A 13,230-nucleotide genomic window follows, 5' to 3' on the forward strand; every position below is an offset into this window, starting at 1 on the left:
AAGGGAGAACAATAAGAAATGAAGATCCAGACCAACCGTTCGTGGCTGTTGCTTGGCGCTGGCAGTGTCGCGTTGAGCATGCCGTTGATGAGCCTCGCTGAAGGCTTTGTCGATGACACCAAAGCCACGCTCAACCTGCGCAATGCCTACTTCAACCGCAACTTCACCAACGCGGCGAACCCTCAGAACTACGCCGAAGAGTGGACGCAAAACTTCATTCTCGATGTGAAATCGGGCTTCACCCCGGGCACGGTCGGCTTCGGCCTCGACGTGCTGGGTCTGTACTCGCAAAAGCTAGATGGCGGCAAGGGCACGGGCGGCACTCAGCTGTTACCGATCCATGACGACGGGCGCCCCGCCGACAACTTCGGCCGCCTGGGCGTGGCGGCGAAGGCACGGCTTTCCAACACGGAATTGAAGATCGGCGAATGGATGCCGGTGCTGCCGATTCTGCGTTCCGATGACGGCCGGTCGCTGCCGCAAACCTTCCGCGGCGGGCAGATCACCTCCAAGGAAATCGCCGGGCTCACGCTCTACGGCGGCCAGTTCCGCGGCAACAGCCCACGTAACGACGCGAGCATGGAAGACATGTTCATGAACGGTAAATCCGCTGCGTTCAAGTCGGACCGCTTCAACTTTGGCGGCGGCGAATACACTTTCAATGAGAAGCGCACCCAGGTCGGTCTCTGGTACGCGCAGCTGGAAGACATCTACCAGCAAGAGTTCCTCAACGTTATCCACAAGCAACCCATCGGCGACTGGACCCTGGGCGCCAACCTGGGCTACTTCCTCGGCAAAGAGGACGGCAACAAGCTGGCCGGCGAGCTGGATAACAAGACGGCCTACGCGATGCTGTCCGCCAACTACAAAGGCAACACCGTCTACCTCGGCCTGCAGAAGGTCTATGGCGATGACCAGTGGATGCGCGTCAACGGCACCAGCGGCGGCACGCTGGCCAACGACAGTTACAACTCCAGCTACGACAACGCCAAGGAGCGTTCCTGGCAACTGCGCCACGACCTGGACTTCGCGATATTCGGCGTCCCCGGCCTGACGATGATGAACCGCTACATCAGCGGCGATAACGTGCACACCGGCACCGTGACCGATGGCAAGGAGTGGGGACGCGAATCCGAGCTGGCGTATACGGTGCAGAGCGGCACGTTCAAAAGCCTCAATGTCCGGTGGCGCAACTCCTCGATGCGGCGGGATTACAGCACTAACGAGTTCGACGAAAACCGGGTGTTTATCAGCTACCCGATCACGCTGATGTAAGGGGCAAACGCCGTCGCATACAGTCAGTGGGACCGGCTTTAGCCGGGAAAGGGTCAGGCGTCACACCGCAAAAGTGATGCTGCTCAAACTGGCCTTTTCCCGGCTGAAGCCGGTCCTACCAAGCAATCGCGTGCAGTCAGTGGGACCGGCTTTAGCCGGGAAGGCGTCGGGTGTCACACTGCAAAAGTGATGCTGATCAAACTGGCCTTTTCCCGGCTGAAGCCGGTCCTACCAAGCAATCGCGTGCAGTCAGTGGGACCGGCTTTAGCCGGGAAAGCGTCGGGCGTCACACTGCAAAAGTGATGCTGCTCAAACTGGCCTCTTCCCGGCTGAAGCCGGTCCCACTATAGGAATGCATACCCTAGTAGGACCGGCTTTAGCCGGGAAGGCGTCGGGTGTCACACCGCAAAAGTGATGCTGATCAAACTGGCCTCTTCCCGGCTGAAGCCGGTCCTACCAAGCAATCGCGTGCAGTCAGTGGGACCGGCTTTAGCCGGGAAAGGGTCGGGAGCTGCACTGCAAAGTGAAGGCACGGCATTCTCCCGGCATCTGCGAGGCAATTTCAGACAGGCGTCAAAGGGCTTACACCTTCGTCGCGTTGACAAAATTTGCGAGCCCTGTTGATAATCCCGCACACGTCATACGACAACCGATGACACCATAAAAACAACATCAGAATCAGGGTTTCCCACGATGACTGAATTCAATGCCCAGGCCCCGCTCAACCGCATTTTGCTGACGGGCGCCGCTGGCGGCCTCGGTAAAGTCCTGCGCGAAAGCCTGCGTCCGTTTGCCAACATCCTGCGTCTTTCCGATATTGCCGACATGGCACCGGCGGCCGGCCCCCACGAAGAAATCCAGCTCTGCGACCTGGCCGACAAAAACGCAGTTCATCAGTTGGTCGAGGGCGTCGACGCCATCGTTCACTTTGGCGGCGTCTCGGTGGAGCGGTCCTTCGAAGAGATCCTCGGCCCGAACATCTGCGGCATCTTTCACATCTACGAAGCGGCGCGCCGGCATGGCGTGAAGCGGGTGATCTTCGCCAGCTCCAACCACGTCATCGGGTTCCACCGTCAGGATGAAGTCATCGACGCCAGCGCCATGCGTCGTCCGGACAGCTATTACGGCCTGTCGAAATCCTACGGCGAAGACATGGCCAGCTTCTACTTCGATCGCTACGGCATCGAGACCGTGAGCATCCGCATCGGCTCCTCATTCCCTGAAGCACAGAACCGCCGCATGCTCGCCAGCTGGCTGAGCTACGACGACCTGACCCAATTGATCGAACGCGGCCTGTTCACCCCGAACGTCGGCCACACCATCGTTTACGGCGCGTCCGACAACAGCAAGGTCTGGTGGGACAACCGCCTGGCCAATCACTTGGGCTATCAGCCAAAAGACAGCTCCGAGCAGTTCCGCGCCAAGGTCGAAGCGCAGCCGATGCCGGCGTCCGATGACCCCGCCATGGTTTATCAGGGCGGGGCGTTCGTAGCGAACGGGCCGTTCGGCGACGAGTAAGACTCAACGACGACGAAGCCGACTGCGATGTCGGCCTCTCACCATAATAATCAGGGAATGATCGTCATGGACGCAGAGCTGATTCTCGATGCACGCAACGCCACCGGTGAATCGCCGGTCTGGAACGCTCAGGAACAAGCCCTCTACTGGGTCGACATTCCGGCCCGTCACCTCCATCGCTGGAGTTCCCAAGACGGTCTCACCACACGCTGGGAAGCGCCGGAAATGCTCGCTTGCATCGCACGCTACAGCGACGGCAGCTGGCTGGCCGGCATGGAAAGCGGCCTTTTCCACCTTCATCCCCAAGACGATGGCACTGTCACGACGCAACTGCTCAGCAACGTCGAGCACGCCACCGACAACATGCGTTTCAACGACGGTCGCTGCGATCGCCAGGGCCGCTTCTGGGCCGGCACCATGTTCATGGACATGGCGAAGGCGTTGGCCGTGGGTTCGGTGTATCGCTACAGCGCAGGCCAGGCCGAGCCGCTGACTGCGCAGCTCACCGACATGATCGTGCCCAACGGCCTGGGGTTCAGCCCGGACGGCCGCATCATGTACCTCTCCGATTCCCACCCCTCCGTGCAGAAGATCTGGGCCTTCGATTACGACACCGACACCGGCACGCCGCACAATCGCCGACTGTTCGTGGACATGAATCACCACGCCGGTCGCCCCGACGGCGCCGCGGTCGACGCCGATGGCTGCTACTGGATCTGCGGCAATGACGAGAGCGTGATCCATCGCTTCACCCCCGCCGGCAAGCTGGATCGCTCGCTCACGGTGCCGGTTAAAAAACCCGCCATGTGCGCCTTCGGCGGCTCGAATCTGGACACCCTTTACGTCACCTCGATACGCCCCGGCGGCGACATCAGCGACCAGCCGCTGGCCGGCGGCGTGTTCGCCTTAAACCCCGGAGTCAAGGGCATCGAAGAACCCCTGTTCAACGGCTGAGCCGCACTCTCGGCCAGCGCTGCACCGCAGTACCGCTTCCTCGTCCTATCTGAAAAAACAATAACAACACCGGAGAACATCCATGGACTTCAAACGCACGTTGCTCCTCGCCGCACTTCCTCTCGCGCTGTGCCTTTCAAACACAGCGCTGGCGGAAATCAAAATCAAGTTCGCTGAAGTACACCCCGCAGGTTACCCACCCGTTGTCGCTGAACAGAACATGGGCAAGAAACTGGAGGAGCAAAGCAAAGGCGAGATCAGCTTCAAGATGTTTGCCGGCGGCGTGCTCGGTTCCGAGAAGGAAGTGGTCGAGCAGGTCCAGGCCAACGCCGTCCAGATGACCCGCATCAGCCTCGGCATCGTCGGGCCGGTGGTGCCGGACGTAAACGTGTTCAACCTGCCGTTCGTGTTCCGTGATCACGCCCACATGCGTCACGTGATCGATGGCCCGATCGGCCAGGAGATCCTCGACAAAATCACTAACTCCGAAGCCAAACTGGTCGCGCTGGCCTGGATGGACGGCGGCACCCGCAACCTCTACACCAAGAAACCGGTACGCGACGTAGCCGACCTCAAGGGCATGAAGATTCGCGTGCAGGGCAACCCGGTGTTCATCGACACCATCAATGCGATGGGCGGCAACGGCATTGCCATGGCGACGGGTGAGATTTTCAGCGCGCTGCAGACCGGCGTCATCGACGGTGCTGAAAACAACATGCCTACCCTGCTCGAGCACAACCACTATCAGAACGCCAAGTTCTACACCCTCACCGAGCATTTGATCCTGCCGGAGCCCGTGGTGATGTCCAAAGCCGCCTGGGAAAAACTGAACCCGGAACAGCAGGCGCTGGTGAAGAAACTGGCCGTCGAGGCCCAGGCTGAAGAGCGCGTTCTGTGGGACAAGAAGTCTGCCGAAAGCGAAACCAAGCTGAAGGCGGCGGGCGTCGAGTTCATCACGCTGACGCCTGACCAGAAGAAAGCCTTCTACGACGCAACAGCGAGCGTGCGAGCCCAATACGGCGCGCCCTACGCTGACCTGATCAAGCGCATCGAAGCGGTTCAATAAGCCCTTCAGCCCGATAGCACTGCGGTGGCGGCCCTGGCCGCTCACCGTCGTTGTGGTGAGCCTATGAAAAACACGATTCTGCGCTTCAATGACGCACTGTATCGCCTCTGCATCGGGGTCGCGGGCCTGTCGATGCTGACGATGGCGCTGATCATCCCGTGGGGCATCTTCGCCCGCTACGTCCTGGGCACAGGCTCTAGCTGGCCGGAACCGACCGCCATTCTGCTGATGGTGGTGTTCACCTTCTTTGGCGCCGCCGCAAGTTATCGGGCCGGCGCGCACATGGCTGTGAATATGGCCACTGACCGCCTGCCGGAAAACGCACGTAACGCCGCCGCTGTGCTGGTGCAAATCCTAATGGCCGTGGTCTGCGTGTTCATGGCGGTCAAGGGCATGAAGCTGTGCGTGAACACCTGGAACCAGTTTCTCGGCGAGATGCCGGGGCTGCGCGTTGGCATCTCCTATCTGCCGATTCCCATCGGTGGCGTGCTGACGCTGATCTTCGTTCTGGAGAAGCTGTTCCTGGGTGACCAGCGTCACCGTCGGGTGGTGAGTTACGACGTGGTCGAATCCAGCGAAGAGGCAGCATGATGGACGCATTTATTCTGTTGGGCAGCTTCATCGCACTGATCCTGATCGGCATGCCGGTGGCGTACGCCCTTGGCCTGTCTGCGCTGATCGGTGCGTGGTGGATCGAGATCCCTTTCGACGCACTGATGATTCAGGTCGCGGGTGGCGTGAACAAGTTCTCGCTGCTGGCGATCCCGTTCTTCGTGCTGGCCGGCGCGATCATGGCCGAGGGCGGCATGTCCCGTCGGCTCGTGGCGTTTGCCGGCGTGCTGGTGGGTTTCGTACGCGGCGGCCTGTCGTTGGTGAACATCGTCGCCTCGACCTTCTTCGGCGCCATTTCCGGCTCGTCGGTGGCCGACACCGCGTCGGTGGGTTCGGTGCTGATTCCGGAGATGGAGCGCAACGGCTATCCCCGGGACTTCTCCACGGCAGTGACGGTGAGTGGTTCGGTGCAAGCGTTGCTGACGCCCCCCAGCCACAACTCGGTGCTGTATTCGTTGGCCGCAGGTGGCACGGTGTCGATTGCCTCGCTGTTCATGGCCGGAATCATGCCGGGCCTGTTGCTCAGCGCCGTGATGATGGTGCTGTGCATGATCTTCGCCCGTAAGCGTAATTACCCGAAGGGCGAAGTGATCCCGCTGCGCAAGGCACTGAAAATTGCCGGTGAAGCCCTGTGGGGGATGATGGCGATGGTGATCATCCTCGGCGGTATCCTGTCGGGCGTGTTCACCGCAACCGAGTCCGCAGCGATCGCTGTGCTGTGGGCGTTCTTCGTGACCATGTTCATCTACCGCGATTACAAATGGCGCGACCTGCCCAAGCTGATGCATCGGGCCGTGCGCACGGTTTCCATCGTAATGATCCTGATCGGTTTCGCCGCCAGCTTCGGCTACATCCTGACGCTGATGGAAATCCCGATGAAGATCACCACAGCGTTTCTGACGCTGTCGGACAACCGCTACGTGATCCTGATGTGCATCAACGTCATGCTGTTGCTGCTGGGCACGGTAATGGACATGGCGCCGCTGATCCTCATCCTCACCCCGATCCTGCTGCCGGTGATCGTCGGCATCGGCGTCGATCCGGTGCACTTCGGCATGATCATGCTGGTCAACCTGGGCATCGGCTTGATCACTCCGCCGGTGGGAGCCGTGCTCTTCGTCGGCGCCGCAGTGGGCAAGGTCACGATCGAGGCAACGGTGAAAGCGCTGCTGCCGTTTTATGTCGCGCTGCTCCTGGTGCTGATGGCAGTGACGTACATCCCTGCGATCTCGCTGTGGCTGCCAAGCGTGGTGCTGTAAATCACGTGAGCTGAAAGCGCTGAAAAAACGCCCTCTTTCCGAGGGCGTTTTGCATTTTGTCCCCCTTGTGCGCCCTTTACTGTCTCACCCCCGAAACAGGCTGAGACATATTCAGTGACACAAACTCGTTACGCCTGGTGACCCCTCTATTTCGAGGGTTCTGCGTCTATCTGTTTCATAAACGGACAGAAAACAGCACTTTTTTGCATGACGATAAACATCTGGAAATATTCCTTCCTTGCGCATGGATAACGTTGTGCTAGGTGCTAGGCTCTGGCCTCGCCCGGCTGAAACGGCACATCTCAAGCAGTAGGTCCGATGGGCTCCTTCGTTCCTCGGTCTACGCTATGAGGTTACCGACACATGCCTTACACGACTTTTACGCAAGCTCAGGTCCAGGACTTGATCCAGGCCATCGACAGTCGCGGATATGCTGTCCTGCCAAACTGGGCCAGCCCATCCCAACTCCAATCACTGCAAGCACTGGTCGCCCGGACGGTGGCCGATTGCGGCAACGATTACGTGGCCCTCTCGGGTCAACAGGCCGTGCAAGGAACGCCGCTGCATGAATGGGGCACGTCGCCGGACTTCATCGATTTATGCCGACGCATCGTGGAAGGCGTCACTGGTGAGCGCTCAAGCGACACTGGCATCACCCAGACGTTGCGCTGCCTGACCGGCAGCGGCGGGCGCCGCGAATCCCTGATTTTCCACTACGACTCGTTCGTGCTGACCACCATCCTGCCGGTCTGCATGCCCACCAGCGGAGAACGCGGCGACCTGCTGATGGTGCCGAACCGTCGGCCGATACGCCGCTCCTACTTCGCCAACCTCCTCGACAAGGTGCGAGTGGACAACCGCTGGGTGCAGCGCCGCCTCAGGAGCAAAGTCACGAAGGATGACAGCCCCTTTACCCGCATCGCCATGCAACCCGGGTATCTGTACCTGTTCTGGGGTTATCGCTCACTGCACACCAACATGCCCGTGGCCGAAGACGCCCTGCGCGCGACGGCGGTGTTTCACTACCACAACGTCCACGGCAGCAGCTCGCTGGCCAGCCGGTTGCGTCGATCACTGGGCGCCTGGAAAGACCAGGGGCTGCAAGAAGACGCGCCGCAGATGTGAGGAGATCATGCTTCGTCGTCTGACACAGATTCATCTGTAGGAGCGCGCTTTCCCGCGATTGCGGTGTGTCATTTGGCAGCGATGTCACTGACAGAACGCCTTCGCGGGGAGAATCGGTGCCGGGGTGAGCGGCACCAAACTTTCCGCCGACGTTTGCGCGCAAAGTTTTGATGGTCAGACTTCATGGAGGCCTTCAATCCGAGGCATCCACCGACACGAGGTTGCGACCGTTCTTTTTGGACTCGTACAGCGCCTGATCCGCGCGTTCGATGAGCATCTTGTAGTCGTCCATGGGCGAGGCCATGTCAGCAACGCCCAGGCTGATCGTGCAATGAATGGCTTCGCCTTCCTGCATGACGTCCAGCCCCTCGACGGCGGCGCGTAGACGCTCGGCAAACATGGCGCCGCCTTGCTTGTCGGTGTCGGGCAGGAGCACCGCGAACTCTTCGCCGCCGTAACGACCGGCGATATCAGCGTCGCGGATGTGCTCACGCACGACGTCCGCCACCCGCTGGATCACCCGGTCGCCGCATTGATGCCCGTAGGTGTCGTTAACGCGTTTGAAGTGATCGATGTCGAACATCACCAGTGACGCCGTGGTGCCGTAACGCACATGCCGCGCATGCTCCAGGCGCAACGCTTCTTCCCAGTGGCCGCGGTTGTACAGGCTGGTCAGGCGGTCTGTGCTCGATAGCTTCTGCAGCTCGCGGTTGGCCGCCTGCAACTGCAGCCGGTTCGTCGCCACATCAGTGACGTCGTAGATCACCAGGCACACATGGGTCACCACCCCGGTCGTCGACCGCAGCGGATACATTGTGGTGTTCTGGTACATGAATTCTTCTTGCCCGGTGATGGGCTGATAGCTCTTGAAACGAACCAGAAAAGGGCGCTGCTCCCAGATCGTGAACGCTGGCGTGCCAAGGGTAATCACGCTGTCGATCTTGTTTTTCAGCCAGCGTTCGTTGATCTCCGGGAACAACGAAAAGAACGAACGGGTCGCCGCCTCGTACGACAGTATCCCGGAACGGTTCTCCATGAAGGTGTTCCAGACCTGCACCTGGTATTCCTGATCCAGCACCACCACGCCGACGTCGATGTTCTGCGTCACGGTGAGCAGCCAGTGCAATTCCTTGAAATCGATACGATCGTTCATGAATCAGCTCATCAAGTGGGCGAGTTTCCGCGACAGCAGCTCGACCGAGTCTTCGGTGAACAACATCAACAGATCGAAATGGATGTTATGGCCTTCCAGGCTGTAACTGATCTCTACAGCCAGGGTAGTCTTCCAGTGCCGCTCGTTGAGACGGATCAGCTCTTCAATGCCGCTGTGCAAACCCAGCACTTGGGGGTGGCTCTGGGAAAAGGCGATGTCGAGCTGCTCCGCAATGCCGCCCAGGCAGGCACCGATCAGGATGGAAGACAAGTCCAGCAACATCTCCATGTCGGAATAGTCTGCATCATCGACCTTCATCAGCTGCGCCATGTCGGCGATTTCCGAATCATGAAACAACAGCAGCGCTTCGCCGGCGATGCCGCCACCGATATAGCCCTGACACACCGCCGTGAGTCGGTCATTGGCCTGTGCATCAGCCAATGCCATGTGCAACTCGCCCACCTCCAGCATATTGACGTTGGGCACCGGCAATTGCACGAATACGCCCAACACCCGCGCCAGCAAAGCGGCCGCGCTGCCCATTGCGACGTTCACGGTCTCGCGGAATGCGTCATTAAAACTGACGGTGGTCTGGTCGACGCTCGATGCCGGGGCAAGCGAATGATGGGGACTCTTCCCCAACAGGCCTAGCCGCTCAAGAGTCTGCTGCAGCTGGTCTGGATCAGCCGGCTTTTTCAGAAAAGCCAGAGCGCCCAGTTCGAGGGTACGGCGCACCGCCTCTTCCTGAACGTCGCCAGAGACGACAATGACGCTGGTCTGCAGGCTTTCCGAGCGGATGGCGGCCAGCGTCTGGTAGCCGTCCATCTCCGGCATGGTCAGGTCCAGCAACACCACGCGGCCCAGCCCCTGACGAATCGCCTCGATTCCTTCACGGCCATTGGTCGCCGTGGTCACTGACACATCCCACTCGGGCGGCAGGGCCTTGATCAGCTGCTTGCGCGCCATGTTGGAGTCGTCACAAATCAGTAAGGGAATCGTGGGCATCTACTTCTCACAGCAAAAGAGTTTCAGGCCTGGCCCGGTGTAAAGCAGCGTAACAATGGGTGAGCAAAGACTCACGCAAGACTGTAGCTGATGAAGATCATTAAAGCGTTAAGCCTGTGGGTAGATTATCCACCCATTCAACAATGGGCTGCTGATATGCAATTACTGTACACAGCTCATCCGGTTCATCCTGAACGAGTGGGTTTTATCCTTCCATTTGGATGGTAACGCGGGCAGCAGGGTAACGCAGTGCGTGTGGCGAGAATATGTCAAATGCAGCTCTCCTGGGTGAGACAGGCTGGAAGATGTGCATAAATCAGGGCATAAAAAAACCCCGACGCGAACGCCGGGGCTTTTTGATGGCCACATTACTGTGGCTTTTCACATGAACCCTGAATAAGTCGGCTGACGACATTCACGCTGCCAGCCGGTCATCCAGTAGGTTCTACCGAGTGAAATTACTCAGCTTTCAGGCCGTCAGCCGAAACAGCTTTCACGCCTTTGATTTTCTTGGTGATCGCTACAGCGGTAGTTTTCTGTGCATCAGTGATAGCGACAGTCGACGACAGGGAAACCACACCTTTGTTGGTCTCAACCTTGATGTCGGAGCCTGGGATGCCTTTCTCGGTCAGCAGGTCAGATTTGACCTTGGTGGTGATCCAGGTGTCGGAACCAGCTTCTTTGGTTTTGGCGACTTCGTTTGCAGCTACAGTCATTGGAGCTTGAGCAGAGGTCTGAGCCATGGCTACGTTGGCCATAGTCAGAGTCAGAGCAGTGGCGGTAGCAGCAGCGATAGCGAACTTCTTCATACGGGTAACTCCTGTTTTTCTCAGAATCTGCGCCAATCTGATTGGCTGCAGGGTTACCTATATGTCGCAAGCGCTGTGCCAACCCGCCCGCAGATATATAATCCTTACAAATCAATGAGTTATATTTTAGTGGATCCACGGGTGTCGTGCAGATTGCCCGCTTTGGGAAAGTTCCGCTTGCAAGATGCATGTTCTGACGAGCCGCCGAACAACGATTGTCAGTCCTAAGCCATTAATTGCATTCAAAAAAAAGAGCCCCGAGGGGCTCTTTTAACAGCGGCTAAGACGAGGATTAAGCCTCGGATGCCTTGGCAGCTGCGACGTCTTTGATCGACAGCTTGATGCGGCCGCGGTTATCCACGTCCAATACCAGCACTTCGACTTCCTGACCTTCTTTCAATATGTCGGTGACTTTCTCAACGCGAGCGTCGCTCAGCATGGAGATGTGCACCAGACCGTCTTTGCCCGGCAGGATGTTGACGAACGCGCCGAAGTCGACGATGCGCTCAACCTTGCCGATGTAGATCTTGCCGATCTCGGCTTCAGCGGTGATACCCAGAACGCGCTGACGTGCAGCTTCAGCCGCTTCCTTGGTTTCGCCAAAGATCTTGATCGAGCCGTCGTCTTCGATGTCGATCGACGCCTTGGTCTCTTCGCAGATGGCACGGATGGTCGCGCCGCCTTTGCCGATCACGTCGCGGATCTTGTCGGTGTCGATCTTCATCGCGATCATGGTCGGTGCGTTTTCCGACAGCTCGGTGCGCGACTGACCAATGATGGTGTTCATCTGACCCAGGATGTTCAGACGCGCTTCCAGCGCCTGACCCAAAGCGATCTCCATGATCTCTTCGGTGATGCCCTTGATCTTGATGTCCATCTGCAGCGCGGTCACACCTTTGGCGGTACCGGCCACTTTGAAGTCCATGTCGCCCAAGTGGTCTTCGTCACCCAGGATGTCGGTCAGGATGGCGAACTTCTCGCCTTCTTTAACCAGACCCATGGCGATACCGGCAACCGGCGCCTTCATTGGAACACCAGCGTCCATCAGGGCCAGCGAAGCACCACAGACCGAAGCCATGGAGCTGGAGCCGTTGGATTCGGTGATTTCCGATACGACGCGGATGGTGTACGGGAACACGTCGGCAGCAGGCAGCATGGCCTGAACCGAACGGCGGGCCAGACGACCATGACCGATTTCACGACGACCTGCGCCACCCATGCGACCACACTCGCCCACCGAGAACGGAGGGAAGTTGTAGTGCAGCATGAACGGGTCTTTTTTCTCGCCTTCGAGGGTGTCGAGCAGCTGAGCGTCACGCGCGGTACCCAGAGTGGCCACGACCAGCGCCTGAGTTTCGCCACGGGTGAACAGCGCCGAACCGTGAGTCTTCGGCAGAACGCCGACTTCGATGTTTAGCGGACGAACAGTCTTGGTGTCGCGACCGTCGATACGCGGCTTGCCGTTGACGATGTTTTCGCGAACGGTGCGGTATTCGATTTCGCCGAATGCCGCTTTGACTTCGCTGGCGGACGGGCTGCCGTCTTCAGCAGCCAGCTTGGCAACAACCTGATCCTTCAGTTCACCCAGGCGAGCGTAGCGATCGGCCTTGACGGTGATGGTATAGGCCTCGGAGATCGCTGCGCCGAACTCGGAGCGGATAGCGCCCAGCAGTTCAGCGGCTTCAGCTTTCGGCGCCCAGTTCCAGGTTGGCTTGGCAGCTTCGGCCGCCAGCTCTTTGACGGCCTTGATGACCGACTGGAATTCGTCATGGGCGAACAGCACGGCGCCCAGCATCTGGTCTTCAGTCAGTTCTTTGGCTTCCGATTCAACCATCAGTACCGCTTCTTCGGTACCGGCAACGACCATGTCCAGGCTCGATGCTTTCAGTTGCTCGTAAGTCGGGTTCAGCAGGTAGCCGGTGCTCTCGTGGAACGCAACGCGCGCGGCACCGATCGGGCCGTCGAATGGAATGCCGGAGATGGCCAGGGCAGCCGAAGTACCGATCATCGCAGCGACGTCCGGATCGGTTTTCTTGCTGGTGGAGACGACAGTGCAGACAACCTGCACTTCGTTCATGAAGCCTTCTGGAAACAGTGGGCGGATCGGACGGTCGATCAAACGCGAGGTCAGTGTTTCTTTTTCGGAAGGACGGCCTTCACGCTTGAAGAAACCACCAGGGATCTTGCCTGCGGCGTAGGTCTTTTCCTGGTAGTGAACGGAAAGAGGGAAAAAGCCTTTGCTTGCGTCTGCATGCTTGGCGCCGACCACAGTCACGAGAACGGTGACGTCGTCGTCAACGGTGACCAATACAGCACCAGAGGCTTGACGGGCGATACGGCCAGTCTCGAGGGTTACGGTCGATTGACCGAATTGAAATTTCTTGATTACCGGGTTCACGGTTTCCTACCTTCTTTGTGGCTCTTGGGGAACTGGTTTCTTGCGAATTCTTGGGC

At 58.9% G+C, this 13,230-nt stretch carries 11 protein-coding genes; 7 read left to right on the top strand and 4 right to left on the bottom strand.

Features of this window, described 5'->3' with window-relative positions; genetic code table 11:
- Window positions 1-18 precede the first annotated feature (18 nt).
- From OKW98_RS25380 to OKW98_RS25410, 7 genes are all read left to right on the top strand, one after another.
- Complete coding sequence (locus OKW98_RS25380; protein ID WP_265387170.1) at window positions 19-1,275, top strand: OprD family porin; 1,257 nt, start codon at window positions 19-21, stop codon at window positions 1,273-1,275.
- Window positions 1,276-1,968: 693 nt separating this feature from the next.
- Window positions 1,969-2,793 (top strand): NAD-dependent epimerase/dehydratase family protein, encoded by an 825-nt coding sequence (locus OKW98_RS25385; RefSeq protein ID WP_265387171.1) that lies wholly within the window; start codon window positions 1,969-1,971, stop codon window positions 2,791-2,793.
- Window positions 2,794-2,859: 66 nt separating this feature from the next.
- Window positions 2,860-3,747 carry a glucurono-1,5-lactonase gene (locus OKW98_RS25390; protein WP_265387172.1) on the top strand — a complete coding sequence of 296 codons (888 nt, stop codon included), beginning with the start codon at window positions 2,860-2,862 and terminating at the stop codon, window positions 3,745-3,747.
- 82 nt (window positions 3,748-3,829) lie between these two features.
- Window positions 3,830-4,813, top strand: a complete 984-nt coding sequence (locus tag OKW98_RS25395; RefSeq protein WP_265387173.1) for a TRAP transporter substrate-binding protein — start codon at window positions 3,830-3,832, stop codon at window positions 4,811-4,813.
- 63 nt (window positions 4,814-4,876) lie between these two features.
- Window positions 4,877-5,404 carry a TRAP transporter small permease gene (locus OKW98_RS25400; protein ID WP_265387174.1) on the top strand — a complete coding sequence of 176 codons (528 nt, stop codon included), beginning with the start codon at window positions 4,877-4,879 and terminating at the stop codon, window positions 5,402-5,404.
- Complete coding sequence (locus OKW98_RS25405) at window positions 5,404-6,684, top strand: TRAP transporter large permease (RefSeq protein ID WP_265389836.1); 1,281 nt, start codon at window positions 5,404-5,406, stop codon at window positions 6,682-6,684. The genes OKW98_RS25400 and OKW98_RS25405 overlap by 1 nt, the downstream gene beginning before the upstream one ends.
- A 363-nt stretch (window positions 6,685-7,047) precedes the next feature.
- A complete protein-coding gene (locus OKW98_RS25410; protein WP_265387175.1) occupies window positions 7,048-7,809 on the top strand; it encodes a hypothetical protein in 762 nt (253 codons plus the stop codon).
- 193 nt (window positions 7,810-8,002) lie between these two features.
- On the opposite strand, the gene OKW98_RS25415 is transcribed toward OKW98_RS25410, so the two are convergent.
- The 4 genes from OKW98_RS25415 to pnp form a co-directional block, all read right to left on the bottom strand.
- On the bottom strand, window positions 8,003-8,962 hold the full coding sequence (locus tag OKW98_RS25415) for a GGDEF domain-containing protein (protein WP_265387176.1): 960 nt from the start codon (window positions 8,960-8,962) through the stop codon (window positions 8,003-8,005).
- Window positions 8,963-8,965: 3 nt separating this feature from the next.
- Window positions 8,966-9,967 (bottom strand): response regulator, encoded by a 1,002-nt coding sequence (locus tag OKW98_RS25420; RefSeq protein WP_265387177.1) that lies wholly within the window; start codon window positions 9,965-9,967, stop codon window positions 8,966-8,968.
- A 458-nt stretch (window positions 9,968-10,425) separates the two neighbouring features.
- Entirely contained in the window at window positions 10,426-10,776 is a 351-nt protein-coding gene (locus tag OKW98_RS25425) for a BON domain-containing protein (protein WP_237252932.1), read from the bottom strand.
- A gap of 292 nt (window positions 10,777-11,068) precedes the next feature.
- On the bottom strand, window positions 11,069-13,174 hold the full coding sequence (gene pnp, locus OKW98_RS25430; protein WP_265387178.1) for a polyribonucleotide nucleotidyltransferase: 2,106 nt from the start codon (window positions 13,172-13,174) through the stop codon (window positions 11,069-11,071).
- Between the last annotated feature and the right edge of the window lie 56 nt (window positions 13,175-13,230).

This window comes from Pseudomonas sp. KU26590 (assembly GCF_026153515.1).
Taxonomy (GTDB): domain Bacteria; phylum Pseudomonadota; class Gammaproteobacteria; order Pseudomonadales; family Pseudomonadaceae; genus Aquipseudomonas.

Bases quoted from the DNA above. Each gene is read 5' to 3' on its own strand.
- OKW98_RS25420 (WP_265387177.1), bottom strand. From the start codon at position 9,967: ATGCCCACGATTCCCTTACTGATTTGTGACGACTCCAACATGGCGCGC.
- OKW98_RS25400 (WP_265387174.1), top strand. From the start codon at position 4,877: ATGAAAAACACGATTCTGCGCTTCAATGACGCACTGTATCGCCTCTGC.
- OKW98_RS25395 (WP_265387173.1), top strand. From the start codon at position 3,830: ATGGACTTCAAACGCACGTTGCTCCTCGCCGCACTTCCTCTCGCGCTG.
- OKW98_RS25390 (WP_265387172.1), top strand. From the start codon at position 2,860: ATGGACGCAGAGCTGATTCTCGATGCACGCAACGCCACCGGTGAATCG.
- OKW98_RS25415 (WP_265387176.1), bottom strand. From the start codon at position 8,962: ATGAACGATCGTATCGATTTCAAGGAATTGCACTGGCTGCTCACCGTG.
- OKW98_RS25385 (WP_265387171.1), top strand. From the start codon at position 1,969: ATGACTGAATTCAATGCCCAGGCCCCGCTCAACCGCATTTTGCTGACG.
- OKW98_RS25405 (WP_265389836.1), top strand. From the start codon at position 5,404: ATGGACGCATTTATTCTGTTGGGCAGCTTCATCGCACTGATCCTGATC.
- OKW98_RS25425 (WP_237252932.1), bottom strand. From the start codon at position 10,776: ATGAAGAAGTTCGCTATCGCTGCTGCTACCGCCACTGCTCTGACTCTG.
- OKW98_RS25410 (WP_265387175.1), top strand. From the start codon at position 7,048: ATGCCTTACACGACTTTTACGCAAGCTCAGGTCCAGGACTTGATCCAG.
- OKW98_RS25380 (WP_265387170.1), top strand. From the start codon at position 19: ATGAAGATCCAGACCAACCGTTCGTGGCTGTTGCTTGGCGCTGGCAGT.